The sequence below is a fragment of the Halohasta sp. A2 genome (genome assembly GCF_056175805.1).
The window spans coordinates 43,114-69,066 of sequence record NZ_JAQFWV010000009.1; the positions used below are offsets into that span (position 1 = coordinate 43,114).

General features: G+C 62.0%; 21 protein-coding genes. 11 read left to right on the forward strand and 10 right to left on the reverse strand.

Annotated features, from left to right (window positions below; translation table 11 throughout):
• Nucleotides 1-97 precede the first annotated feature (97 nt).
• The 5 genes from O2S87_RS04590 (at nucleotide 98) to carB (ending at nucleotide 5,657) form a co-directional block, all read left to right on the forward strand.
• Nucleotides 98-694 (forward strand): DUF6149 family protein, encoded by a 597-nt coding sequence (locus O2S87_RS04590; RefSeq protein WP_475407621.1) that lies wholly within the window; start codon nucleotides 98-100, stop codon nucleotides 692-694.
• Between the two features lie 48 nt (nucleotides 695-742).
• On the forward strand, nucleotides 743-1,273 hold the full coding sequence (locus O2S87_RS04595; RefSeq protein WP_475407622.1) for a DUF5815 family protein: 531 nt from the start codon (nucleotides 743-745) through the stop codon (nucleotides 1,271-1,273).
• 175 nt (nucleotides 1,274-1,448) lie between these two features.
• Nucleotides 1,449-1,673 (forward strand): hypothetical protein, encoded by a 225-nt coding sequence (locus O2S87_RS04600; protein ID WP_475407623.1) that lies wholly within the window; start codon nucleotides 1,449-1,451, stop codon nucleotides 1,671-1,673.
• A 243-nt stretch (nucleotides 1,674-1,916) separates the two neighbouring features.
• Nucleotides 1,917-2,300: a hypothetical protein gene (locus tag O2S87_RS04605; protein ID WP_475407624.1), complete on the forward strand. Its 384-nt coding sequence runs from the start codon at nucleotides 1,917-1,919 to the stop codon at nucleotides 2,298-2,300.
• 123 nt (nucleotides 2,301-2,423) lie between these two features.
• Entirely contained in the window at nucleotides 2,424-5,657 is a 3,234-nt protein-coding gene (carB, locus tag O2S87_RS04610; protein WP_475407625.1) for a carbamoyl-phosphate synthase large subunit, read from the forward strand.
• A 69-nt stretch (nucleotides 5,658-5,726) separates the two neighbouring features.
• Here the strand turns inward: carB and O2S87_RS04615 are convergent, their stop codons facing one another.
• Nucleotides 5,727-6,554 carry an NAD(+)/NADH kinase gene (locus O2S87_RS04615; RefSeq protein ID WP_475407626.1) on the reverse strand — a complete coding sequence of 276 codons (828 nt, stop codon included), beginning with the start codon at nucleotides 6,552-6,554 and terminating at the stop codon, nucleotides 5,727-5,729.
• Nucleotides 6,555-6,728: 174 nt separating this feature from the next.
• On the opposite strand from O2S87_RS04615, the gene O2S87_RS04620 reads away from it, so the two are divergent.
• Complete coding sequence (locus O2S87_RS04620) at nucleotides 6,729-8,222, forward strand: KaiC domain-containing protein (RefSeq protein ID WP_475407627.1); 1,494 nt, start codon at nucleotides 6,729-6,731, stop codon at nucleotides 8,220-8,222.
• A 10-nt stretch (nucleotides 8,223-8,232) separates the two neighbouring features.
• Here O2S87_RS04620 and O2S87_RS04625 read toward each other — a convergent pair whose 3' ends face one another.
• Both O2S87_RS04625 and O2S87_RS04630 read right to left on the reverse strand, forming a co-directional pair.
• Complete coding sequence (locus O2S87_RS04625) at nucleotides 8,233-8,982, reverse strand: hypothetical protein (protein ID WP_475407628.1); 750 nt, start codon at nucleotides 8,980-8,982, stop codon at nucleotides 8,233-8,235.
• On the reverse strand, nucleotides 8,979-10,343 hold the full coding sequence (locus O2S87_RS04630; RefSeq protein ID WP_475407629.1) for a serine/threonine protein kinase: 1,365 nt from the start codon (nucleotides 10,341-10,343) through the stop codon (nucleotides 8,979-8,981). Before O2S87_RS04630 ends, O2S87_RS04625 begins: the two co-directional genes overlap by 4 nt.
• A 206-nt stretch (nucleotides 10,344-10,549) precedes the next feature.
• On the opposite strand from O2S87_RS04630, the gene O2S87_RS04635 reads away from it, so the two are divergent.
• Complete coding sequence (locus O2S87_RS04635; protein ID WP_475407630.1) at nucleotides 10,550-10,837, forward strand: UPF0058 family protein; 288 nt, start codon at nucleotides 10,550-10,552, stop codon at nucleotides 10,835-10,837.
• 6 nt (nucleotides 10,838-10,843) lie between these two features.
• Here O2S87_RS04635 and O2S87_RS04640 read toward each other — a convergent pair whose 3' ends face one another.
• The 3 genes from O2S87_RS04640 to O2S87_RS04650 all read right to left on the reverse strand — a co-directional run bounded on the left by O2S87_RS04640 (nucleotide 10,844) and on the right by O2S87_RS04650 (nucleotide 12,560).
• Nucleotides 10,844-11,545, reverse strand: a complete 702-nt coding sequence (locus O2S87_RS04640; protein ID WP_475407631.1) for a type I 3-dehydroquinate dehydratase — start codon at nucleotides 11,543-11,545, stop codon at nucleotides 10,844-10,846.
• A 107-nt stretch (nucleotides 11,546-11,652) separates the two neighbouring features.
• On the reverse strand, nucleotides 11,653-12,087 hold the full coding sequence (locus O2S87_RS04645; protein WP_475407632.1) for an FAD synthase family protein: 435 nt from the start codon (nucleotides 12,085-12,087) through the stop codon (nucleotides 11,653-11,655).
• Nucleotides 12,084-12,560, reverse strand: a complete 477-nt coding sequence (locus O2S87_RS04650; RefSeq protein WP_475407633.1) for a Mov34/MPN/PAD-1 family protein — start codon at nucleotides 12,558-12,560, stop codon at nucleotides 12,084-12,086. The genes O2S87_RS04645 and O2S87_RS04650 overlap by 4 nt, the downstream gene beginning before the upstream one ends.
• 161 nt (nucleotides 12,561-12,721) lie before the next feature.
• On the opposite strand from O2S87_RS04650, the gene han reads away from it, so the two are divergent.
• Nucleotides 12,722-14,620 carry a Hef-associated nuclease gene (gene han, locus O2S87_RS04655; RefSeq protein ID WP_475407634.1) on the forward strand — a complete coding sequence of 633 codons (1,899 nt, stop codon included), beginning with the start codon at nucleotides 12,722-12,724 and terminating at the stop codon, nucleotides 14,618-14,620.
• Nucleotides 14,621-14,641: 21 nt separating this feature from the next.
• Here the strand turns inward: han and O2S87_RS04660 are convergent, their stop codons facing one another.
• Nucleotides 14,642-16,372, reverse strand: a complete 1,731-nt coding sequence (locus O2S87_RS04660) for a phospholipase D-like domain-containing protein (RefSeq protein WP_475407635.1) — start codon at nucleotides 16,370-16,372, stop codon at nucleotides 14,642-14,644.
• Nucleotides 16,373-16,513: 141 nt separating this feature from the next.
• Between O2S87_RS04660 and O2S87_RS04665 the strand changes: the two genes are divergently transcribed.
• Nucleotides 16,514-16,996 carry a DUF456 family protein gene (locus tag O2S87_RS04665; protein WP_475407636.1) on the forward strand — a complete coding sequence of 161 codons (483 nt, stop codon included), beginning with the start codon at nucleotides 16,514-16,516 and terminating at the stop codon, nucleotides 16,994-16,996.
• Between the two features lie 86 nt (nucleotides 16,997-17,082).
• Here the strand turns inward: O2S87_RS04665 and O2S87_RS04670 are convergent, their stop codons facing one another.
• Both O2S87_RS04670 and O2S87_RS04675 read right to left on the reverse strand, forming a co-directional pair.
• On the reverse strand, nucleotides 17,083-17,946 hold the full coding sequence (locus O2S87_RS04670) for a 2-oxoacid:ferredoxin oxidoreductase subunit beta (protein ID WP_475407637.1): 864 nt from the start codon (nucleotides 17,944-17,946) through the stop codon (nucleotides 17,083-17,085).
• Nucleotides 17,943-19,706: a 2-oxoacid:acceptor oxidoreductase subunit alpha gene (locus O2S87_RS04675; RefSeq protein ID WP_475407638.1), complete on the reverse strand. Its 1,764-nt coding sequence runs from the start codon at nucleotides 19,704-19,706 to the stop codon at nucleotides 17,943-17,945. The genes O2S87_RS04670 and O2S87_RS04675 overlap by 4 nt, the downstream gene beginning before the upstream one ends.
• A 230-nt stretch (nucleotides 19,707-19,936) precedes the next feature.
• Here O2S87_RS04675 and O2S87_RS04680 point away from each other — a divergent pair, with 230 nt between their 5' ends.
• Nucleotides 19,937-20,575 carry an FAD-dependent oxidoreductase gene (locus O2S87_RS04680; protein WP_475407639.1) on the forward strand — a complete coding sequence of 213 codons (639 nt, stop codon included), beginning with the start codon at nucleotides 19,937-19,939 and terminating at the stop codon, nucleotides 20,573-20,575.
• A gap of 96 nt (nucleotides 20,576-20,671) precedes the next feature.
• On the opposite strand, the gene O2S87_RS04685 is transcribed toward O2S87_RS04680, so the two are convergent.
• Complete coding sequence (locus O2S87_RS04685) at nucleotides 20,672-23,470, reverse strand: PAS domain-containing sensor histidine kinase (protein WP_475407640.1); 2,799 nt, start codon at nucleotides 23,468-23,470, stop codon at nucleotides 20,672-20,674.
• A gap of 420 nt (nucleotides 23,471-23,890) precedes the next feature.
• On the opposite strand from O2S87_RS04685, the gene acs reads away from it, so the two are divergent.
• Nucleotides 23,891-25,882 (forward strand): acetate--CoA ligase, encoded by a 1,992-nt coding sequence (acs, locus tag O2S87_RS04690; RefSeq protein WP_475407641.1) that lies wholly within the window; start codon nucleotides 23,891-23,893, stop codon nucleotides 25,880-25,882.
• Nucleotides 25,883-25,953 lie beyond the last annotated feature (71 nt).

Below are 25,953 nucleotides of genomic sequence, written 5' to 3' on the forward strand. Positions count from 1 at the left end.
CGCTCGAACGCCCTGCTGGCGGCCACACAAGCCGTGAGCCCCGACCGACCAGCCGACGTCGTGGCCTTCAAGACTGTCGACGCCCAACACGAAGCTGATGAAACTCCGTCAGAATCTCCGTCACTGGGCCGCGAAAAAGGCGCTGACAACGCCCGTTATCAAGGACGTGGCGATCGACAAACTCGTCGACATGCACACCAAGATCTTCCTGAAGAAGGCCGATGAATCGGCCCGCGAGGACCGTCGCGCACATCTCGACGGCTTTTTCGCAGCGACGATGCACACCTACGTCGCCGCGCTCGAAGCTGGGCTTTCGGAGGCCGAAGCCCGCGAAATCACCCACGTCCAGGCCAATTTTGATTTCTTTAACCACGGCTGGACCGAGATGATGGAGATTCCCGCCGAGGAGTTCGAAGAGCACTTCCGACGCTACGAGCGGTTTTTCAAACGCTACAGCATCTCGGTCGACGATCCTCTCGGCGAGTTCGCACCCGAAGGTGGCGTTCCGTCGGCACCCGAAACGCCCGACAAACGCGACCAGCCAGCCTACGAGAACGCGATCGCTGGCTTCGCTGACGACGTGTACGTTCAGGACGACTCGGGGACGGTCCACCGCGGTGGCGAGACCGACGAACCAGCGGACGTCGACCCCAGCGAGGCCCCTGGGCTCGACGCCGACACGGTCGAACGCTAACCACACCCAGAACGCGAGGCTTAACGGGCCGGCTTGACAAGGAAGCATATGGCAGAACCACGCGTCCCAGGCGGGCGCAGTGAGGTCCTCGAGCTCCCCTGTGGCGAGACGGTCACCATCGACAGCTTCGACCTCGGCATGCGGGAGTTCGACTGCGAGTGCGGGTCGACCCACGGCGTCGTGATGGATGTTCACCCACCCGACCGATTCCTCCCGGAGTTTCTGGTCGCGGTGCTACAGGAGGCGATCGAGACGACGAGCGCCGAGATGCCGGAGTTCGGGACCCCGCACCTGCTCGGGATCGTTCTCGAAGAGTTCCCAACCCAGGTGGTCGCCCACGACGCCACCGAAGACCACGACGTCGGCTTCGCGATGCTGTGGGTGACCGACTTCGACGCCCGTCGACTCCACGAACTGATCGTGGAACTCGTGATCGAACTGATGGAACACGCCGTTTCGCACGCCGACGACACCACCGCGCTCACCGAGTTCGAACAACAGATGCACGAGTTCTCGGTCCCCGAGTTCGTCGAGGAGTACCGTTCCCAGCGCGATCTCAGCGCGGACGATTTCCACTGACACTCCTTTTTGTTTATAAGCTAGCTCCCACATTACTGCCAGCCGTCGACTGAGCCGCTACGACGTCCGAGTTTGAAGCGCTGTTTGCTAAGGGTGCAAACCAGTGGGTCCGTTCCGGAATCGTCTGACAACTGTCATACATACGCTTAACACGGAGAATGTACAACCATGTACTATGCGGACGACACACACGGGAGTCGACTGCCTTCGACGTGTGTTAGCGGCTGCCGACGAGCCGATGACGGCCCGTGAAATCCTCGTTGCGTTTGAAACCCAAGACGAGTTCGATCAAGTACCGTTCGAGAGCCCGCACCAGATCGCGACCGTGTTGGGGCGATGGGCCGACCGTGAGGAGTTCGTCGTCTACCCCAGCCAACCCTACCGGTACCATCTCGACTGAGCGCCCGACGTCTTTGTATACAGCCACGATACCGAACCAAGCAACAGCCACTAGTGGGCGTGGTAGTCAGTGGCTACCGACACGTAGTGGGCCCCCTACCGTTGTGACGTTCTTTAAATTCTATATATGACTATGGGAATTGGTTCCTGAGGGTGTATACATCTCGAATAGTACGATACCGATACTATCAGTAAAATAGAACAATGTGTGTATCCAAGGGTCTCTGGTCCGTCGACACTGCCAATGGTCTCTGCAATTGTTCACTTCAGTGTTGGGTTTGTGAGTGTGTTGGCCGTGTTGTGGCTGCTTCCGCTCACACGGTACCGGCTGACGGGGGCGTTTCTTGGCGGGATTTGGGGGCTCGTTCCCGATCTGCGAAAAATCCTCGATGGAAGTGGCGCGGCAGCGTTCGAGGCGGTTCACGACAGCGCAACTGCCGACCTGTTTTTTTTCCACTACACACTCGACCAGCCGTTTTTCCGTGCGCTGGATATCGAGCTGACGTTCGTCGCACTCGCCTCGCTTGGGATCGCCTTTCTGCTGTACGACTGGCGGTACGGCCAGCGAACACCCTCTGAAAGCGTATTCGATTCGTCGACCGAACCCCCGACGACCGATTCCGACTGAAAAGGGGGGGTCCAGTCGGTGCTGTGGGTCGTGGTACCGAGCGACTTTCGAAATTCGGAAAATCGCTACGGATCTCGCAATTTATCGTCGGCCTTATTACGATGAGCGTACTCCAGCGGGATAATGAGTACCGAGACCGACGGCGAGGTCCATTCGACCGGCTCTCAGGAAACGCGTACGATTCTCTTGATCGGCAGCGGTCCGATCCAGATCGGTCAGGCCGCAGAGTTCGATTACTCGGGCGCGCAGGCCTGCCGGGCACTCCAAGAGGAGGGCGCGCGGGTCGTCCTCGTGAACTCGAATCCGGCGACGATCATGACCGACCCCGAGATGGCCGACGAGGTGTACATCGAGCCGATCAACACCGAAGCCATCACCGAGATCATCCGCACTGAACGGCCCGACGGCGTGATCGCCGGGCTGGGCGGTCAGACCGGGCTCAACGTCACCGCCGAACTCGCCGAGGAAGGCGTTCTCGACGAGTACGACGTCGACATCATGGGCACGCCGCTCGATACAATTTATGCGACCGAGGACCGCGACTTGTTCCGCCAGCGCATGCAGAAGATCGGCGAACCGGTCGCCCGCTCGACCACCATCTCGCTCGACGAGGACGAGTCGGTCACCGACTTCGACGAGGAGACCTTCCGCGGCCGCGTGAAGGACGCGGTCGACGATGTCGGCGGCCTCCCCGTGATCGCCCGGACGACCTACACCCTCGGCGGATCGGGGTCGGGGATCGTCGACGACTTCGAGAAACTCGTCGAACGCGTGCGCAAAGGACTCCGCCTCTCGCGCAACAGTGAAGTCCTCATCACCGAGTCGATCGCTGGCTGGGTCGAACTCGAATACGAGGTCATGCGCGATGCCGACGACTCCTGTATCATCATCTGCAACATGGAGAACATCGACCCGATGGGTATCCACACCGGCGAGTCGACGGTCGTCACGCCCTCGCAGGTGATCCCCGACGAGGGCCACCAAGCGATGCGCGATTCGGCGCTGAAGGTCATCCGCGAACTCGGCATCGAGGGCGGCTGTAACATCCAGCACGCTTGGCGCGACGACGGCACGCCCGGCGGCGAGTACCGCGTCGTCGAGGTCAACCCACGTGTCTCCCGTTCTTCCGCGCTGGCCTCGAAGGCGACTGGCTACCCGATCGCGCGTGTGACCGCCAAGGTCGCCCTCGGCAAGCGCCTCCACGAGATTACCAACGAGATCACCGGTGAGACGACCGCGGCCTTCGAGCCAGCGATCGACTACGTGGTGACGAAGGTCCCGCGGTGGCCCATCGACAAGTTCGACGATGTCGACTTCGAGTTGACGACGGCGATGAAATCGACCGGCGAGGCGATGGCGATCGGCTCGACGTTCGAGGAGTCGCTGATGAAGGCCCTGCGCTCGTCGGAGTACGACCCCGCCGTCGACTGGGCCGACGTCGACGACGAAACCCTGGAGAGCCGCTACATCGAACGACCGTCGCCCGACCGTCCGTACGCGATGTTCGAGGCGTTCGACCGCGGCTATACGGTCGACGAGATTATCGATCTCACAGGAATCGAGGAGTGGTACGTCGAACGGTTCAAGCGCGTCTCTGACGCCGCGACGGCCGCACAGGACGGCGAGTTCACCCCTGCGGCGACCGCAGGCTTCACCAACGACGAGATAGCCTCGATCGCCGACGGCGGCACGGCTGTGGGAACGGTCGAACAGGAAGTCCCTGGCCGCAACTACAAACAGGTCGACACCTGTGCGGGCGAGTTCGAAGCCGAAACGCCGTACTACTACTCGGCGCGTCTGCCGGAGTTCCATACGGGGCCACTCGTCGGCGACAAGGCCGCGGGCGAACTCAAAGTCGACAAAGCAACCGAAAGCATCGTCGTGGTTGGCGGCGGGCCGATCCGCATCGGCCAGGGTGTCGAGTTCGACTACTGTTCGGTCCACGCGATTCAGGCACTCCGTGAGATGGCCATCGAGGCCCACGTCGTCAACAACAACCCCGAGACGGTCTCGACGGATTACGACACCTCTGACGGCCTCTTTTTCGATCCGATCTCTGCCGAGGAGGTCGCCGACGTGATCGAAGCGACCGGTGCGGACGGGGTGATGGTCCAGTTCGGTGGCCAGACCTCCGTGAACATCGGCGAGCCCCTGCAGGACGAGATCGACCGCCGGGAGCTCGATTGCGAGATCATGGGCACCACGGTCGAAGCGATGGACCTCGCGGAGGACCGCGACCGATTCAACGCACTGATGGACGAGCTGGGTATCGCCCAGCCCGAGGGTGGGACTGCGACCTCCGAGACCGAAGCCCTCGAACTGGCCCACGAGATCGGCTACCCCGTCCTCGTGCGTCCGAGCTACGTGCTGGGTGGGCGGGCGATGCGGGTCGTCCACGACGACGCCGAACTCGAACACTACATCGAAGAGGCCGTTCGCGTCTCGCCGGACAAGCCCATTCTCGTCGACCAGTTCCTTGACGACGCAGTCGAACTGGATGTCGACGCTGTCGCCGATGGCGAAGACGTCCTGATCGGCGGCATCATGGAGCACGTCGAGACGGCGGGGGTCCACTCCGGCGACTCGGCGTGTATGATCCCGCCGCGCTCGCTCAGCGAGGAGACACTGGCCCGCGTGCGCGAAGTGACCGAAGGAATCGCCGAGGCGCTCGAAACGGTCGGGCTGCTCAATGTCCAGTTGGCCGTCAAAGAGGGCGAGGTGTACGTTTTGGAAGCCAATCCGCGCTCGTCGCGGACCGTCCCGTTCGTCTCGAAGGCGACAGGCGTCCCGATCGCCAAACTCGCCGCGAAAGTGATGACTGGCACCACGCTCGCCGAACTGGGGGTCGACGAACAGATCCCCGACCAAACGAGCGTCAAGGAGGTCGTCCTGCCGTTCGACCGCCTGCAGGGGTCGGACCCACGACTCGGCCCTGAGATGAAATCCACCGGCGAGGTGATGGGTAGTGCCGACACCTTCGGCAAAGCCTACGCCAAAGCCCAGGACGCCACCGGCAAACCGATTCCCGCGTCTGGTGTTGTCGCCATCGACCTCTCGGACGAGGCGTTCCCTGACCCCGACACCGACGAAGGCGAGGCTCTCGTCGCAGGGTTCGGCGAGTTCTTCGAATTCTGTGAGGCCGTCGACCTCGTAGACGCCGCCCGCAAAGGCGAAGTCGACCTGATCATTTCGCGGGACCGCAACCTGCTCGAAGTCGCCGTCGAAGAGGATATCACCTACTTCTCGACGGCCGCCAGCGCGAACGCGGCACTCGAAGCCCTACGTGCGGCCGACGAACCGATCGACGTGGTCTCGATTGCCGACCGTCCGAAACGCGTCGCCCAGTGGGGCAAGTAGACGAACCGCTCCGAACAGTAGTCAATAGCTAATCGGTTTTTATTCGCAGTAGTCGGTGTCTACTCCCCCTTACGAGAGCTTGCCGAGCGCCTCGAAGAAATCAGCGACCGGCCCGGCGAGTCGAACCGGTGGTTCGGCTCTCGAAACCTGGATCTCACAGGGAACGTCGAGTTCATGCGGTCGACGCCCATCACTCACGACGACGACGTGGTCGGCGTCGTCGACCGACACCGTCACCTTGCAGTCACCCGCGACGACCAGCGGCGGCATCGCCTCAGTTCCGCACATTTCGTTGATGATGAGGCCGTTGATCGAGGGGTGGACCAGTGGCCCGTTCTCGCTGAGGTTGTAGGCCGAACTCCCCGTGGGGGTGGCGATCAGGATGCCGTCGGCGTGGCCGCCGGTGTAGTGCGACCCGTCGACGGCCACTTCGAACGTCGCGCCGCCGCCGTGGCCCCGCCGTGGTCCCGTGACGACGATCTCGTTGACCGCCGGAATGCTTTCCCAGTCGCCACAGTCGGCGCTGAGCCGAGGCGCCTCGCGGACTTCTTGTGTGCCGTCGCGCAGCGAGTCGACCTCCTCGCGGACGGCGTCGACTGCCGTCTCGGGTGTCACCGCGTTCAAAAAGCCGACCTCGCCGAGATTAACTCCGAGAATGGGCGTCCCGCCCGCCGCACGTGCGGCAAACAGAAAGGTGCCGTCGCCACCGATCGAGACGACGAGATCGCAGGCGTCGAACCGGTCGACAGCAGTTCCGGCTTCGGGTTCATCGACCGCCGCCGCGGTCGCCTCGTCGAGTCGGCAGTCGACGCCGGTGGGAGTCAGTGTGCGTCGAATCTCTGCGGCGAGCCTGGCCGCTCGGTTGTTGCCCCGCTGTGCGACGATTCCGACGTCCATGCAGTCGGATTGTGAGCCGCCATCAAAAGCCCTCCGTCAACAGCCCACGCCGCGATCCCACACGAACATTCATACTTGCGGACAGTCTTGAAGGGATTATGAATGGTCAACCACTGCGGGTGTCGCTCGTGGCCGGGGGTTCGACACGAGTCGTCAGTCAGGTGGGTGAGCAACATGAGTGACGACTGGTTCGAGAAGGGGGTTCGTGAAATCGCCGCAGAAACTGATGACGAGGACGAGACCGTCGTACTAGCGAGCAGACGGAAACGGGCCAACGGCAAAAACGACGACGTCGAGGAGAGCGAACAGGACGCTGATGAGACTGAACAGGACGCCGAAAAGACCGAACTGGACACTGATTTCGCCGACGAGGTCACTGAATCTCCGGATTTGGACGCCGAGGCCACGACTGATCCGGTAGCTACTGATACTGTAGCGTCAGTCGACGCTGAGCCAGACACTGATTCTGCGGACTGGCAGCACGACGCCGACAAAGCCGACACCAACGCCGACTTCGGAGACGAATCCATTGACGATGACCCGTTAAACCGGTCTGCCGACTCGCCGAACACCATGGACGAGTCCTCGGAAGACGCGTTCGGGTTCGGTCCTACCGATGGGTCGGAGTCGCCACCCCAGCCGACCGATCAGCTCGATTCGGTCACGGACGTTCCTGACGAACCGTCGACGGCTGATACCAACTTCGGTGCGGGAGAGGAGCCGTCAACCGCTGACTCGCCAGCCGACGACCTGTCGACCGCTGACCCGCCAGCCGACGACCCGACCCCGGAGGATTCCGACGATCCGTTCGGATTCAGATCGAGCGGTGGTGGTGATGGTGGTGGAGCGTCGAGCCCGGCGATGGATAACGCGGGCGACGAGTTCGGGTTCGGAGCCTTCGGTGGCGGGGGCGGTGGCTCAGCGCCAGCATCGTCGCCAGAGGAGTTCGACGACGAGGAGTTCAAGTCGGCGATAGAGCGTATCGATCTCGGTATCGAAGGGTTGGATAACATGATTCTCGGTGGTGTCCCCAAACGATCGTTGATCGGTGTGATTGGCGGGGCCGGTACCGGAAAAACGACGTTCGGCCTCCAGTTTCTGAACGAGGCGCTCCGAAACGGCGAGCGGGCAGTGTTTATTACGCTCGAACAGACGAAAGAGGCCGTTGTCTCGACCGCCGAAGAGAAGGGCTGGCCGTTCGGCCAGTACGTAGAGAAGGGGAAGCTCGCGGTCGTCGTGCTCGATCCCGTCGAGATGGCCAACAGTCTCGCGAGCATTCGGGGCGACATCTCGCGGTTGATCCGGGAGTTCGATGCCACACGGCTCGTGCTCGATTCGGTCTCGCTGCTCGAGATGATGTACGACCACCCGGCCAGGCGGCGCAGCGAGGTGTTCGACTTCACTCGCTCGCTGAAAGACGCCGGTGTGACGACGCTGCTTACCTCGGAAGCCAGCGCCGATACCTCGTACGCCTCGCGCTACGGCGCGGTCGAATACCTCACTGACGCGGTGTTCGTCCTCCGGTACGTCCGAACCTCAAACTTCGAGGAGACCCGGCTGGCGATCGAGATCCAGAAAATCCGGGATGCCAACCATTCACGCGAAACGAAACCCTACGACCTCACCGACGAAGGGATGAGCGTCCACCGGCAGGCCAACATCTTCTGACTGTCCGTCTCTACGTGCTAATATCGGTGACGTTCTGTTTGAGTCGCGTCGACAACACCAACAGGAACGTGATGCTCATTACCGTCAGCACGCTTGCAACCCCTTCGACGAGCGCGGGCTGGATGCCGACGACGACTCCGACCTCGACCGCGCTCGCCCCACCGGCACTCAACAGGATGGCGATGATGTAGGTCAACATCGTGTCCAAGACGGTTCGGCGGGCCATCGCTGCACCCCTGATGCCCACTGCAAACGAGACGCCGTACAGCGTAAACGCGATGCTTGCTCCAAGTTGGACGACGCGGGCGACGTCGACCAGCCCGATCAGGATGATCGCCATGAACTCGACGAAGACGACGATCAGAAAGCCCGCCTCGATATACCGAATACTTTCGATCGGGAGCCGTGCGGCCAACCCGTCGGACTGCTGTGGCGACTCATAGTAGAACTCTCGCATCGCCAGCGCGAGAAAGATAATAAAGAACAGCTGGCAGACGCGTCGGACCGCCCCGACCACCCCAACGTCGGCGGTCGCGACGCCGGCGGCGGCGACCGTTTCGGCGGTCGCGGTGATCGCATACAGCGCGCCGACAACGCCCGCCAGAAAGACGTAGTCCCACATTTCGGAGTTGATCGTTCGTCGACGCGAGTTTTGAACCGTGTAGTAGGCCAAACTGGTCGACGCGACGAACAAGAGAAGAGACGTCACCAGCCGCGTGATAATCACCGTTCCTTCGGGGTCGGCCAACACCGAGCTCATGCCGAGCCTCCTCCGAGGGCGTGTGTAAGTTCGGCCCGAAAATCGTGGACGGTGTCGTACCGGTAGAGCTTGGATTTTCGAAGGGCTTTCGAGACAACGATGTCGACCGACTCGGAAATAGCCCCGTTGAAATGGCTAACTGGCAGGGGCGTCTCTTCGACGGCTTTTCGCAGCGTCATCCCCGGCTGATCGACGAACGGCGGCTGTCCGGCCAACAGTTCGTAGACAATCAGCCCGAGGTGGTAGATGTCGGTCGAGGCGTCGATCCCGCCGAACTGATCGGGGTCGACCTGCTCGGGGGCCGCATACGCCGGCGGGACGCCCATCGGAAGCGCGCTAAGCTGGCAGAGCAGTTGCGAGACCCCCCAGTTGCTCACCTTCGGATAGTTCCAGATGTGGTCCTCGTAGCTCCGGCTGAACAGCACGTTTCGCGGCGTGAGTCCGCCGTGAATCACGCCCGAGCTGTGGGCGTGACACACCGCGTCGACGATCCGGTTGATAATCCAGCGTCGTTCCCGGCGGGAGATCGATCCGATCCGCTCGCTGAGCCGCTGGCCCTCCTGATACTCAACGACGAACCACGGCGTGGGAATCGTCCCGTAGGCGACCACCGGCACGATGGCGTCGTGGTCGTCGACCGACTGCCACTCGCTGATCCGCTGGGAGAACCGCTCGTCGAACGCTTTCGGGGTACGGTGTCGGAGCTGTTTATATAGTGCAGTGTGGGTGCCGCTGTTGGTTTCGTAGGTCACCTGCCAGAGCGTGACATGGCTACCCGCTCCTTCGGAGCCGACCGGCTCGAACGCCTCGCGTCGAGCGTCGATCGCCGGCGGTGTTGGTGGTGGCTCAGTGGGTGGCCGACCACGCCGGTCGCGTTCGTACGAGGGGTTCTGGGTCGGTTCGTTCGTGGGCGCAACCGCGCCGAGGCCCTCGTACTCGGAGGTATCGCCGACCGATGAGATCACTGAGCCAGCGGCCGAGGGGTCATAGTCCTCGATCACCGAAATCACTCGTTTTTCGAGCGCATCGTCGTCCAGATCGAGCTCGTCGATGGCCTCTCTGACCAGTCTCGGATACTCGGATTCGATATACCCCAGTGCCCGGATGATGTCCGCGTGGGTCGACTGCGGCTGACTCGCCAACAGCGAGGCGAGCGCCCGTACCGAGCCCAACACGATTTCGGGATAGCTCGAGACGACGAGCCCGAGTGTCCACGAGCCGGTCAGTCGAACCGTTTTGTCCCTGCTTTCGAGGAGCTGAAGCACCTGTTCTACCTGCTCGGAGCCGAACGACTCGGGCTCGCTGATCGCTGTTCGCAACAGCGTCTCGGTTGCCCGGTGTTTGGTCTCCGAACGCGTCATTACCCTATGTTAATAATTCTGGGACTTATAATTTCCTTGTAGGATTCTCTGGGCCCCAATCGGGTCACAGTCGACGATTGAGGTATCGGAGTCCGCGATTGGATCAAAAATAATACTCGAAAATTCAACTCAGAAAATATCATAATTCTTGTTTGTCGGTCGGCACTCACAAGAGGTTTACCTGTCTTGAGAGCCACCTAACAGGTGTGAAGAAAACCGAGCTCGTCCACCTCCACGCGCTCTTGGTGCTTCTTTCCGAGCGGTTCGTCGACCGGGGGCTGGTCGACCGATCGTATTTCGAGCCGTATGCGGAACTCGGTGTGACGCCGGTCTCCTTTCGGGCTCGTCGGGATCGACACGAAGAGGCCGTTCTCATCCTTGGCGCTCTGCTGGCAGCCGCGGTCAGCGACGATCGCGAGCCGCCGAGCAACGTCGAGAGCCTGCGAGTCGAATCGGACTCTCCTTCCTCGCCGTCGCGGTCCTCGCAGTCCTAGTCGCACTCACTCCAGGTCGTCGACCAGCCGTCGAAGCGTCGCCAGATCGTACTGTCCCGGCGCGGTCGCGCCAGCCGGGTCGACCGGCGCGTAGCCGATCGCCGAACCGTACACCGGTGCAACCGCCCGCGTGTGCTGGCCCGCCTCGCCCATTGCCATCGTGGCAACGGTTCGACCAGCTTCGACAGCCCGATGGGTCGCCGACAGCACCGCCAGCGCGTCGCTTCGGTCAGTGGCGGTCACCGCGAGCTTGCCGACATCGCCCTCGTCGCTGGCTCTTCTTAAACGTTCGAGCAGTCCGTCGACCGCGGGTGTTGACTCGAAGTCGTGGACCGAGGCGATGACAGCGACATTCGTCTCACGGGCAGACTCGCGCAGTTCGCGCGCTTTGTCGGTCGCCGCTTCGGGGACACTGCCGTCAAGTGCGCCGAGTTCCAGATCGACCGCCCCCACCGCGTCGTGAGCGAGTGCTGATTCGAGCGTGTCGAGTCGACGTGTTTCGTCGGCAGCCTCGCCGCCTTCCCACGTGGCGCGGTTGGTGACGATCAGGGGCAACTCGCCGTCGTAGGCTGCGAGTTGGTCAAGCGGCTCGGAAGCGAGATCGAGTCGGAACTCAACGGCATCTGCATCTTTGCGGGCTGCAGGCTCCGCCGAGAGGTCGTCGGTTGCGGCCGCCAGCACGAACGAGTCGAAATCGAGCGTTGACATACCATGCAGTTCTCGGCAACCCGCAAAACAGCACCGTTAGACAGTGGCTACTTATACCGGCCGTAACGGCTGGCAGCCGCGTCGTTCGACGATCTGGGTGGCACTGATCAGCCGCGCCGTTCGAGAATCCGGTCGACGATCCGCCCGGTCGACAACAGTTCGTCAGGGTGGTTCTCACGGGCCGACGCCCGCTCGATGCGGCAGTCGATCCCGCGGTCGGCGAGCGCCTCGCCGATGGCCTCGGCGTCGTGGTGCTGGTCGTAGCCCAACACGATCACGTCGGGTTCGATCTCCTCGATCGGCACGAAGATGTCCTCGGGGTGGCCGAGTCGGGCGTGGTCGACGACGTCGAGCGCCCGAACCATCTCGACGCGCTGGCGGTCAGAGAGAATCGGCGGGGCCTTGTGGGTGACGTTCTCGCTGCGGGCGACGATCACGTGGAGTTTGTCGCCGTAGCTCGCGGCGTCTTCGAGATAGTGGACGTGGCCCGGATGCAGGATGTCGAACGTGCCCTGGGCGACCACGCGCGTTGGTCGGCTCACAGTTCCTCGTCGATGTCTTGCTGCGTGAAATCGAAAAACTCCTCTTCGGGCAGTCGGACGTCGAGTACATCGAGCGAGCGAGGCTCGCCGTTGCTGTCGAAGACCTGCCAGTCACCCCAGCCGTAGGGCGCGCCGATGATGATGTGGACATCGCCCGCATAGAACGTGCCGAGGTCGGCGTCGCTCGGCCGCAGCACGCCGTTTGGATGCGAATGCACCGAGCCGACCGACTTGATGTCGTTGGGAACCATGTCCGTTTGGACCGTCGCGCTCACCGGATTCGAGGTTGTGCCGGGAATGACGAGCACGTCGGTAATGACCTGGCCCTTCGTGTCGAGACCGAGTTTTCGGGCATCCTCGGCCCGGAGAAAGCCCATATATTCGTTTGGGTGGGTCGCTTCGGAGGCTTCGAGCGCGAACTCCATGGTATCGCGTGCGATGCCGAGAATCTCACTCGATCGAAAGAACCGCATTACCTGCGTTCGGGTCGGCGTCCATCTAAGCATTCCGACCTGTCGACCCCGCGCTGGCGCTCGATGACTCCGCTTTGGTACCCATCGACGGCCGGTCGTCCGTCATCGGGTCGGCGAGTCAAGATAATAAGCTTAACACGTCGGTCGCTCATAGGTCGGGTATGACCGACGATACCGCCGGGGAGTCCGGCGAGCGGGACGATTCGCGTCCCGTCGTCTTCGATCTCGCGCCCAACTGCACGCTTGCAGACGTTGAAGTGGGTGCGAACTATCACGCCGTCGTCAACGGTGTTGTTGCCTACGGCGTTTTCGTTGACATCTCCGACTCCGTCTCCGGCCTCGTTCACGAATCGAACCTCGACCGAAGCTACAACGTCGGCGACCGCCTCGTTGTCGAACTCGAAGAGCGCAAAGAAAACGGCGATGTCGCCTTCGACATCCCCGATATCGAGAACTATCGAACCGAGGTCGTCGACCACGAGCCCGACATCACGTCGATCGACGCGCTCGAAACCGGCAGCGACGCGACGATCGAAGGCTCGGTCGTCCAGATCAAACAGACCGGCGGCCCGACGATATTCCACATCAACGACGGCACGGGAATCGTCAGCGCCGCGGCGTTCGAAGAGGCCGGTGTCCGGGCGTATCCCGACGTCGAACTCGACGACATGGTTCGCGTCAACGGAAGCGTCGAAACCCACCGAGACATCCGCCAGATCGAGGTCGACTCGCTTTCGACCCTCGAGGGTGAGGCCGAAACTGAGGCCCGCGAGTCGCTGGCAGCGGCGCTCGACGAGCGTGCCGCGCCCGCCGATATCGAGCCGCTGATCGAGTGGCCTGCCTTCGAGCCAGTGTTCGAGGAACTCAAAGGTGTCGCCCGACTCCTTCGTGAAACCGTCTTGGAGGGTCGACCGATCCGCGTCCGTCACCACGCCGACGGTGACGGTATGTGTGCGGCCGCACCGGTGCAACTCGCGATGGAGACGCTCATCGCCGAGGTCCACGGCAACCCCGAATCCCCGCGCCACCTATTTAAACGACTGCCGAGCAAGGCCCCCTACTACGAGATGGAGGACGTCACGCGTGACCTCAACTTCGCCTTGGAGGGCCAAGAACGCCACGGCCAGCAGCTTCCGTTCCTCTTGATGCTCGACAACGGGTCGACCGAAGAAGACGTGCCGGCCTACCAGAACCTCGCGCACTACGACATCCCGATTGCCGTCATTGACCACCACCACCCCGACCCCGAAGCGGTCGAACCGCTGCTCGATGCCCACGTCAATCCGTATCTGTACGGCGAAGACTACCGCATCACCACGGGGATGATGTGCGTCGAACTCGCTCGCCTGATCGATCCCTCGATCAGCGAGGATCTCGAACACGTTCCAGCGGTTGCCGGGCTCTCGGACCGCTCGAAAGCCGACGCCATGAGCCAGTTCGTCGACCTCGCCGACGAGGCGGGCTACGACCGTAGCCACCTCGAAGACATCGGCGAGGCGCTCGACTACGCCGCCCACTGGCTTCGCTACAGCGAGGGCAAAACGCTCGTCACGGATGTCCTCGACGTCGGCTGTGACGACCCAGCGCGCCACGAACAGCTGATTGAGTTCCTCTCGGCGCGCGCCGAACGCGACATCGACCGACAGCTCGAGGCGGTCGAGCCCCACGTCGAACACGAACGCCTCGATTCGGAGGCACATCTCTACCGCGTCGACCTCGATAACTTCGCCCACCGATTCACCTACCCTGCGCCCGGCAAGACGACTGGAAATCTCCACGACCGAAAGGTGACAGAAACGGGCGAGCCAGTGATTACGATCGGCTACGGCCCTGACTTTGCCGTGCTCCGATCCGACGGCGTCCGACTCGACATCCCACGGATGGTCACCGAACTCAACGAGGAGCTCCCCGGCGCGGGTGTCTCGGGCGGCGGTCACCTCGTCGTCGGCTCGATCAAGTTCGTCAAGGGCCGACGCGAGTCCGTGATCGATCTGTTGGTCGAGAAAATGGCCGAAGCCGACCTCGACGAATCGTTGTCGACGGCCGCCCCGCTCGAATAACTCCTGGTTCGTTTTTTCTCTTCACCGACCTGCGAACGTGAGTCGACGCTTCAAATAGAGGATTGTCAGACCGGCGATTCCGATGGTAACGACGAGAATGCCGACCGGGAGCTCGTCGGCTCCGCCACCCCCGCTCCAGTCGCCATCGAACACCGTTGCGTAGAAGTCGGCGACTCTTTTGTCTTCGATCGCCACGAGTAGCTCGCGGTTGTTTTCGGCCGAGTTGTCGTTCCAGTTGAGACTGCCGACGATCGCCGTGTCGTCGGCAACGATTCCCTTGGCGTGGATCGTCCCGAACCGATCACCACCCTCGGCGAGTCGCACGTCGAGATTTTCCGGATGGTCGGATTCCTCGTCGAGCGTCTCGGCAAACGCCTGGTTCTCCTCGCTGTTGTACCAGCTATCGCCCAGGAGGATCCGGACGTCGACGCCCCGGTCGGCCGCCCGGATGGCCGCTCGCAGCAGGGTGAACTCCTGGTCGCCGATTTCGGGCTGGACGACCAGTAGTCGGTCGTCCGTTTCGTTGATTTGGTCGGTGAGTTCGCCGGGGGCGTTGTCCGGTGTCGACAACACCGTCACTGAGTCGGCCGTGGCTTCCTGTGGGTTTGCTCGCTCGGGATAGGGTCGACGCTCTTCCGAGCCTTCCGACTGCCCGTCCGTTGATTCCTCGCTATTGGCACCGTTGGTCTCGTCGCTCGACTGGGTTTCGACGTCCTGGCGGAACTCGTCCCACGCGACGGTATCGTTCCAGCCGGTGTCGTGTTCGAAGACATCGGCCAACTCGTCGGCCGTCTCGGCGTCGTCGACACGCACGCCCCAGCCGCGGTTCTCTTGGCCGCCGGTGCCCGAGGGCTTCCAGTTTTCGGTCATCACGACCGCGCGGTCGTCGGCCACCGCGTACTTGGCGTGGTGGTACCGAAACCGGGCTCGGTCGCCGGTCATCACGCGAACCTCAACGCCGCTGGCAGTGAGTTCGTCGAGTCTGTCGGCCTGCTCGGCCGACACCCCGCCGACTGGTCCACCCTCCACGAGGACGCTTACCTCGGCCCCGCGGTCGTGGGCGGCGAGTAGTTCGTCTACGACTCGTTCGGAGGTAAGCGTGTAGGCTGCCAGCGAGAGCCGCCGGTCGGCCCCCTCGATCGCGCTGATCGGTGCCTCCCGGTTGTCCGGCAGGACGAACGCGTCGACGGCAGCAGACTCGGTAGTGGCGGGCTCGCGCGGCACGAAGCCGTCGGGGCTCCAGTGGGGATCTCGGTCGCGGTGCCACCGGTGGCTCTCGGGGGCATCCTCGTACGTGACGCGGTCGACAACCTCGCCGTTTCGCCAGAGTTCGAGTTCTTCGCCGCCGACGGCGAGTCGCAGATAACTCTCGATTTGGGTTGTCGGCGTCTCGGTAAACGCCGACGTCTCGTCGGGGTTGCGGGTTACTGCGAACTCGCCAGTCTGGTCGGGGAGCCGAGCGGTCGACTCGCCGTCGCTGAGCGTCCAGTTTCCTGACTCTTCGAGGTCGACAGTGACGTACTCGCCGCGGTTCTGTTCGGTCGTCGGATCCGGAAACAGCTCGACGATCCGGCCGTCGTCACCCTCGCTGGTGTGCGTCGACGGCGGATCGCCGCCGGTGTGGCCGACGGCATTCGCGCTGGCGACGACCACGAGACAGCAGACGACGAGACCGAAGACGAGTAGCTGGCGTCGACGACCGCGAGTAGTTGCAGAATGGCACCGAGAATCGCGAGTAGGGCGACGGATCACGGGGTGGCTGCGCCGTACTGGTATTTAAATATCGGGTGGATACACGCATTCGAACTCGGCGGCGTCGACACCTGACAGTGGCACCGAGAGGCTGCCATTCGTCGACGGGCTATTTATGCCGTCGTCCGACAATACCTCGGCATGGTCGAGTTGGTGCTCATCGCCGCCGTATTCCTCTTGGTCGTCGGCGTCGTCGGCAGCTTTGCGCCGTTGGTTCCCTCGGGGCTGGCTTCGCTGGCTGGCATCTGGTGCTACGTGCTGTTCGGCAGCGAGCCGGTCGGCCCACTCGTGACGGTGAGTCTGACGTTGGCCGCGCTCGCGACGGTCGTCGTCGACTACTTCGGCGGCCCGCTCGCCGCCAGGGCCAGCGGCTCGTCGAACGAGGTGATGGTCGCCTCGACGATCGGTGGCCTGCTGCTGTTTTTCGTTCTCGGGCCGATCGGGATCATCGTCGGCGTCGTCGGAACGGTGTTCCTTCTCGAACTGAAGAAGGGTACTGACTCGGAGACGGCGATTCGGCGCTCGGTGTATACTGCCGTGGGCGTTCTCGGCTCGTCGGTCGTCCAACTGCTGCTGACGGTGTCGATTCTCGGGGCGTTCGTGCTGTTCGTCGTTGTGGTGTAGAATCGAAAACTCCCCGAACCAATTATTTCAACGTATGTGCGGTGGCCACGAGAGCGCTTTTCGTCGGCTCCGGGACGGACCGCCAGCTAGTAGAACTCGCGGACGAGATCCATCGCGTTGTCGGGTGCGCCATCGGGAATCTCGGCCATGTTCTCGGTGACGCCGTGGGCCTGCTCGTACGAGGGTGCACCCTCGTTCTGGTAGAGCACACCTTGATACTCCTTGTCCATATCCAGGATGAGATCCTTGGCGGCGTCGTAGTCGCTGCGGTCGTGATCGGTGTCTGCGACATCAACGAGTGAATCGCGGAAGTAGTCGTAGGTGTCGACGTCGTTGAACGTCACGCAGGGTGAAAAGACGTTGACGAAGCCGAAGCCGTCGTGTTCGATGGCCTTCTGGACGATTTCGGCGTGCCGCATCGCATCCGACGAAAACGACTGGGCGATGAACGTCGCGCCTGCCGACAGCGCAAGGGCGAGAGGGTTCACGGGTGGCTGTTTCGGCCCTTCGGGCGACGTCGACGTCTCGAAGTCCTCCCGCGAGGTCGGCGAGGCTTGGCCCTTCGTCAGGCCATAAATCCGGTTATCCATCACGACGTAGGTCATGTCGACGTTGCGTCGGACGGCGTGGATGAAATGGCCCACCCCGATCGAGTAGCCGTCGCCGTCGCCACCGGCGACCATCACTTCGAGATCGGGATTCGCCAGCTTAACGCCCGTTCCGACGGGCAGTGCCCGGCCGTGGACTCCGTGGAGCGCATAGCTGTGCATGTAGGTCCCAATTTTCCCCGAGCAGCCGATTCCGGCGACAATGAACGTGTTGTCGGGGTCGTTGCCGGTGTTGGCCAGCGCTTTCATCATGCCGTTCATCGTCCCGAAGTCGCCGCAGCCGGGACACCACGTCGGTTGCTTGTCGGATTTAAAATCCGTAAATCGTACCTCTGAACTCATGCTGTTACCTCCGGTTCGTCTGCAAGTGCGTCTCTGATCTCGTCGACCAACTCGTCGGCCTTGTATCGGACGCCGTTGTATTTATTAATCCGCTTCACGCGCGCGAGTGCATCGTGTTCCAATAGATCCGCGAACTGGCCGGTGTTGTTACACTCGACAACCAGTACCTCGTCGGCCGCGGTGATCTCCTCGCTGAGATCCGGCCGCGGGAAGATGTAGGGCACCGAAATAAAGCGGATATCGACGCCCTCCCCGTCCAAGATGTCGATGGCTTCGACCAGCGCGCCCTCGTTCGACCCCCACGAGATGACGAGGGTGTCGCTGTCGGGATCACCGAACTCGCGTGGGCTCCAGTCCTCTCGCTCTTGGGCGGTCTCGACCTTCCGATTCCGCTTGTCGACCTGGTCGATCCGCATCTTGCCGTCTTCGGTTCGTCGGCCCAACTCGTCGTGTTCGAGGCCGGTCGTCATATGTGCCCCCTCCGTCGTGCCGGGGAACGCCCGTGGACTGATGCCGTCCTCTGTCAGGGCGTGGGGTTTGAACTGGCCCTTCTCGTTTTGCCACTCGCCGATGGTTTCTTCGTCGACGACCTTTCCGCGGTCGATTTCGACGGCGTCCATGTCGAACGCCTCGGGCGAAAACGTCTGTTCAGTAACCGCTAGCGCGAGATCGCCCGTCAGATAGATGGGAATCTGATACTTCTCGGCCAGATTGAACGCCTCGACGGTCTTCCAGAAACACTCGTCGATGGTCGTCGGCGCGAGGACGAAGCGCGGGATTTCGCCGTGACCGCCGTACAGCATCTGGTTGATGTCGCCCTGTTCTTGTTTGGTTGGCATTCCCGTCGACGGGCCCGAACGCATCACGTTACAGATGACAAGGGGTGTCTCGCTGGTCGCCACGAGGCCGAACGTCTCAGTCATGAGGTCGATCCCCGGCCCGGAGGTGGCGGTCATCGATCGCGCGCCCGCGCGGGCCGCGCCCAGCGCCATGTTGATCGCCGAGAGTTCGTCTTCGGCCTGCACCACGTGGCCGCCGTAGCGCTCGATCCGGCCGGTGAGGTACTCCATCACGTTCGTCGCGGGCGTGATCGGATACCCGGCATAGAACCGACAGCCTGCGGCGATCGCGCCCATTCCAATGGCTTCGTCGCCGTTGATCAGGACGTAATCCTCGTCGGTCGTCTCCAGGTCGTACTCGAAGTCGTGGTCGTAGTTCTCCTGGACGTAGTCCCGACCCGCGCGGGCGGCCTCCTTGTTGTTGTCGACCAGCTTCTGGCCCTTGGAGCCGAACCGCTTTTCCAGGGCGGAATCGAGGTTCTCGATCGGGAAGTCGGCGACGGCACAGGCCGCCCCGAGGGCGACGACGTTGCGCATGATCGCGCCGCCTGCCTCCTCGGCCAGCCGTTTGAGCGGGACGTCGAGACCGATCATCCCCTCGGGGATCGTGGCGTTCTGCATCGTGGTGCGCTCGCCGTCGTAGATGATGACGGAGCCGTCGTGTAACTCCGGGCGATTCTCCTCGATTGTCCGGGGGGTCAACGCGATCAGGACATCGAGGCGGTCGACGACACTCTGGACCTGATCGACTGACGTGCGGATCTTGTAGGCCGTGTATCCGCCGCGGATACGTGAGGCAAAATCCTTCGAGGTGAACACGTGTCGACCGGCCCGCGAGAGTGCCTGAGCGAAGATCTTCCCGGTAGAGTCGATGCCATCGCCAGCCTCCCCGCCGATGGCCCAATTGAAGTCCGCTGGCATGCTATCACCTCCCTTTGCCAGCGTCAAATCAAAAGGCTTCTGAAAAGCACTCTGCCCACATTTCTGGCCATTATCAGATAGTCATCTAATTTTACTATACAGTTATCCAGTTTTACGGTCTACTATGGGGTGTGTGGTCGTGAGACACGGAAAAGCGTGTTGTATGTCGACGTGGGCCACAAGCTTTTCAGAGAGAAGCACCCTTTAGCCAGCGGCCGGAACAGGGTGGTATGGATGCTACGGTTACGGTGACTGCTGTCGAGTCGGTCGGTGTCGATACGGTCGCAATCGAGCTCGAAACGCCGACGGGTTTCGACGCCCAGCCCGGCCAGTTCGTCAAGCTCTCGGCGACTGTCGACGGCGAGGCGTACGCCCGCTTTTACACGTTGTCGTCGCCTGACGTGATCGACGCGTTCGAGATTACGGTCGAAATCGACCCCGACGAAGGCGGCCCCTTCAGCGACCATCTCGCCGCGCTGTCGCCGGGCGACGCCATCGAGATGAGCGGTCCGTTCGGCTCCGACTACTACGAGGGCGAACCTCGGGTGATCGTGCTGGCCGGGGGGCCGGGAATCGGCCCCGCAGTCGGCATCGGCGAACGCGTGGTCACCGACGGCGGCGAGCTGGCGGTCATCTATAAGGACGCCGAGCCAGCCCACACGGATCGACTCTCGAAACTCGACGCCGCGGGTGCGAGCGTGGCGATTACTGACGGTTCGATCACCGAGGTCGTCGACGCCGCAGTCACGGGCAGCGACGACGAACAGGTCTTTATATACGGTTTTGCCGACTTCGTCGACGAGGCGACCGCTGCCGTCGAGGCCGCTGGTGGTGATCCCGACGCGCTCAAGGTGGAGAACTTCGGCTAACCGGTATGCGCTACTGACGACTGGCCGAGTGCAACTGACGACTGGACGTTACCCACTGACTACTGAGCGGTATCCACCGTCTACGGTCAGCTCTCTTTATATATTCTCTTCTGATGATGCCGGTTCGTCCTCGAAATCGTGAGGCCGTCGTTCGGCGTGTTCGATTCCAGTGATCTCGAACCGACTCCCGCCGTTCGGCCCGTCGCTGGCGGTGATTTCCCAGCCGTGAGCGTCGATGATCTTGGCGACGATAGCGAGTCCGAGGCCGATTTCGGACTCGTGGGTTTCGGCATCGAGTGTTGGGGGGTGACCTTCGAAGCCGAAGCCGTCGTCGGTAATCACAATACGGTCTTCGTGACATTCGACGGAGATGGTGAGATCGGGCCCACCGTGTTCGATACTGTTGCGAAAGAGGTTCTCGAACACCTGCTGGAGTCGTGGGCCGTCAGCCTCGATTGTGAGTTCACCCTCAACAGTAAACGCTGCGTCACGCGAGTCGACAGCTTCCCATGCACGTTCGGTGACCGTTTCGACCCGTGTCGGGCCCACCAGATCAATGACCTCGCCTTTCCGTGCCAGCAACAGCATGTCCTCGATAAGCGTCTGCATTCGGTCGTGTGAGCGTTCGATCGCTGCAAGCGTCCCGAGGTCGCCGGTTTCGCGTATCTGGTCGATGTAGCCTTGGGCGACACTCAACGGGTTTCGAAGATCGTGTGAGACGTAGCCGGTGAACTCGCTGAGCCGTTCGTTCTGCCGTTTGAGTTCGGTCTCGCGCTGAACCCGGATCATCGCCGCACTCAGACTGGTCGCCAGAATACGCAGCAGGTCGACGTCAAGATCGGAAAACGACCGTTGTTCGAGTGTCCCACTCACCAGTACACCGTAGGATTGGACCGGGATGATGACTTCGGATTCGATTACTGTCTCCGGGTTGTACCGATCCTCGTGTGAGCCGACGTCCTCGATCACCGCCACCGAGCGCTCGTCGAACGCCCGCCAAATCAGCCCCTCACCGGCCTCGAACCGCGGCTGGGGATCGAACTGGTCGCTGGCCTGTTCAGTCTGATCGACCGGTACCAGAGCCGCTTCGGTGTCGTTGTAGCGCCACAGTCCAGTCAGTGGCAGTTCGAGGATCTCGACAGCAGCCTCCATCGCCAGCGTTGCGACCTCGGTTTCGTCGTCGGCGGTGAGAAACGCTCGTGTCGTCTTTTGAAGGTCACGAAGCTTCGACTCGGTTGACCGGCGTTCGAGCTGGTAGCTTACCCACTTGGTGAGCACTTCGACAAAGGCGCGTTCGGTCTCTGTAAACGATCGATCGCGGGCGTCGGTGTCGACAAACCACAGCGTTCCGTACAGTCGACCATCGATACAGATCCGACCGCCGAGATAACACCTGAGATCGTAGTTCTGGGCAGCCGGATCCTCACCCCACCCCTCGACGGCAGCGTTTTCGACAGCGAACAGTGACTCTCGTCGGATCGTCTCCCGACAGTAGGTCTCCGATAGCGGTCGTGTCGTCCCTTCCCGGAGCGTTTCGTGATTGCCATGGCCGACAACGATCTCCTGGCTACCGTCCTCGACGGTCGACAGAAAGCCGAACCCGAGTTCGAGGCGGCTGCACGTCATCGCAATGACTTGTTCGATCCGGTCGGCGAACGAGAGGCTGACGTCGGTCGACAGCTGGTAGAGTCGTCGCAGGGAGTCGACGTTTTCGCGAAGCTGGGTTTCGAGCCGCCGGTGTTCGGTGATTTCTTGGACTGATCCGATGATCTCGGTCACTCGGCCCTCAGTTCGTTTCGGCGAGCCGTGAATACGGACCCACTTCGTCTTGCCGTCGGTCGTCCGGAGTTCGGCTTCAAGATCGACCGGTTCGCCCTCGCGGAGGCGCTCGAAGGCGGCTTTGACCTCGCCCGAGGGGTCGGGGTGGTACTGGAGGATGTTGGCGATCGTCGGATCGAACTCGTCGGGGAGTTCGTAGATCGCGTACACCTGATCGGTGAGTACGACCGAATCATCAGTCCGATCCCACGCCCAGCCGCCGATGTCGGCGAGCTGTTGTGCCTGCCGAAAGAGATCGTTCTGGCGTTCCATCTGGCGCTGTTCAGCCAACTGTTCTGTAATATCTCGACCGATACCGACGATACCGACGATCTCGCCGTCGGTGTCTCGGTAGGGCCGCATGAGGAGATCGGTCGTATAGCTGGCTGCCTCCGCAGGCCGGAGGGTGAGCTGTACTCGCAACTGCTCTCGGTCGCCCGCCAAGAGGCAAGCAAGGCCCGTCTCGAACTCGTCGTAGCTTGCGGCCGCCAGGAGCGTTCGTTCGAACACGGCTTCGAGTGGCTTGCCGATCAGCTCGGTCGCGGTGAGGTTGGTCTGTTCGACGACCCGGTCGTTAACATAACTGATTCGCAGCTCGGTATCGAACACCCACGCGGTGTCCTGCATCTGTTCGACGATCGCGCCGTGAAGCGCCTCGGTGTCGACCGTCTCTGCGCCGGCAGTTTTCGAAACCGGATCTTCGGTGTGTATCAGCGCTTCAAGTTGGCTCGCACTGTCGGGCCCCGCCGCGATGTAGTCGTCTGCCGACGTGAGCAGGACGTTCCGAACGGCGGTTGGAGTGTCGGGGCCAGCGACGATCAGCGGGATCGAAAACCAATCGGGAAGATCGACGAGAACGGCTTCGACATCCTCAATCGCACCCGTTCGCCACCGGTAGACGACCGCCTCGTACCGCCTCGGTGTGAGTTCCTCGTACAGCGTCTCGACTGTCTCAGTGTGGTCGACATCGAACGCCGACCACAGCGAGCGGTAGAACGCCGACTGGAACGAGCTAACCACATCACTAGCTGGATCGTACACCAAAATCGGAGCATTCTCCGTCTGTAACTCGATCATCGAACGCCCACTGTTGGGTCTTTGTCACTCATCGTACTTCCGTCCAGTATCTTGCCGAACTTACGGTTCGAAATGAATAACAGTGTTGATGTTTTTTCTGGCGCGCCGGTATCGTTTTGCACGAGTAGTTTCCGATTCGGAACGACTCGTGTGTCGAGTAGAACCTGTGCTCCAGCAAGGACTACCGTCATCGGCAGCTACCACGAGACTGCTTGATTATCCCGTATGCAGTCGCATCAGTCCAGCGCTCAACTGATAACTGACTACGTCTGTCGGATTCATGACGAGCCGCTCGACACAGCAGTCGAGGTACTTGCCGACTATTTATATACAACTGTCTGATTTGGTTTCAAACGAACGTTTCGTGTGTGATGGTTGTTGGCATAGATTTATAATTGACAATATAGACAATCAAGGCGTATGTCTGAGACAGATGTCGACCTGGAGGCCAGACTGGCCGAACAGGACTCGTTCGAGCCCCCCGAATCGTTTGTCGAGCAGGCGAACGTCTCCGACCCCGGAATCTACGACGAGTTCGAGGCCAACTGGCCCGACTGCTGGGAGGCTGCCGCCGAGCTTCTGGAGTGGACCAGCGACTACGACCAGGTCCTCGACGATAGCAATCCCCCATTTTATCAGTGGTTCACCGACGGCAAGCTGAACGCCTCGGCGAACTGTCTGGACCGCCACCTCGACGAGCGCGGCGACGAGGCTGCCATCGAGTGGGTCGGCGAGCCGGTCGACGAGGCGAATCGCACGTACACCTATCGCGAGCTTCACCGCGAGGTAAACGAGTTTGCCGCCGGGCTCCGGGAGCTCGGCGTCGGTGAAGACGACGTCGTGACGATGTATATGCCGATGATCCCCGAACTCCCGATTGCGATGCTCGCGTGCGCGCGCATCGGAGCCCCCCATTCGGTGGTCTTCGCTGGCTTTTCGGCCGACGCCCTCGCAACGCGAATGAACGCCGCCGACTCCGAGTTCCTCGTCACTTGTGACGGCTACTACCGCCGTGGGGACCCCCTCGACCACTTCGATAAAGCGACCAGCGGACTCGACGGCGTCGACCACGACACCGACACCGTGGTCGTCGACCGCCTCCCCGACGAGGATTCTTTCGGTCACGAACTGGCCGACAGCCACCACAGCTACGGCGACCTCGTCGCCGACCAGGAAGGCGCGACGGTCGAACCGGTCGACCGCGACGCCGAAGACATGCTGTTTCTGATGTACACCTCGGGGACCACCGGCCAGCCGAAAGGTGTCAAACACACCACGGGCGGCTACCTCGCGTGGGCGTCGTGGACCTCGCATGCGGTCCTCGACATCGAACCCGATGACACCTACTTCTGTGCGGCCGACATCGGCTGGATCACCGGCCACTCCTACATCGTCTACGGCCCGCTCGCGCTCGGTACGACGACGATGATGTACGAAGGGACACCCGACTACCCCGACCGCAATCGGCTCTGGGAGATCATCGAGGAGTACGAGGCCAACCAGCTGTATACGGCTCCAACCGCGATTCGGGCGTTCATGAAGTGGGGCACCGAGTACCCCGACGGTCACGATCTGTCGAGCCTCCGGCTGCTCGGCACGGTCGGCGAGCCAATCAACCCGCGCGCGTGGAAATGGTACTACAAACACATCGGCGACGAGTCCTGCCCGGTCGTCGACACCTGGTGGCAGACCGAAACAGGTGGGATGATGCTCACCACGCTGCCGGGGGTCGGCCAGATGAAACCCGGCTCGGCCGGGCCACCGCTGCCGGGACTCAGTGCCGACGTGGTCGACATGAGCGGCAGTCCGGTCGGCGCAGGCCGAGCGGGCTATCTCGTCGTCAACAAGCCGTGGCCCGGCATGTTGCGGACGCTCTACAAGAACGACGACCGGTTTATCAACGAGTACTGGCGCGAGTACTCGAACGTCGACAGCGACGATTCGGCCGACTGGGTCTACTTCCCCGAGGACGGCGCGAAGATCGACGAGGACGGCTATATTACCGTCCTTGGCCGGGTCGACGACGTGCTCAACGTCTCGGGGCATCGACTCGGAACGATGGAGATCGAATCGGCCATCGTCGGCGTCGAAGGTGTCGCCGAAGCCGCCGTCGTCGGCGGTGAACACGACATCAAAGGCGAAGCAGTGTATGCCTACGTCATCACCGAAGACGGGTATGAGGAGAACGAACAACTTCGCCAGCGAATCATCGAAGGTGTCGAAGACGCTATTGGGCCAATCGCCCGGCCCGAAGCGGTGATCTTCACGCCCGAGTTGCCGAAGACCAGGTCTGGAAAGATCATGCGTCGACTGCTCGAAAACATCGCCAACGCCGAGGAACTCGGCGACACGAGTACCCTCCGGAACCCGGATGTCGTCTCCGACATCCAGGACCAAGTACAGAACGGCTAACCAAGCGCTAACCGCGGCCATGTGGCCGCCCATCGTTTCATCCCTTCGGACCGAAGGGGTGTCGCGTGATA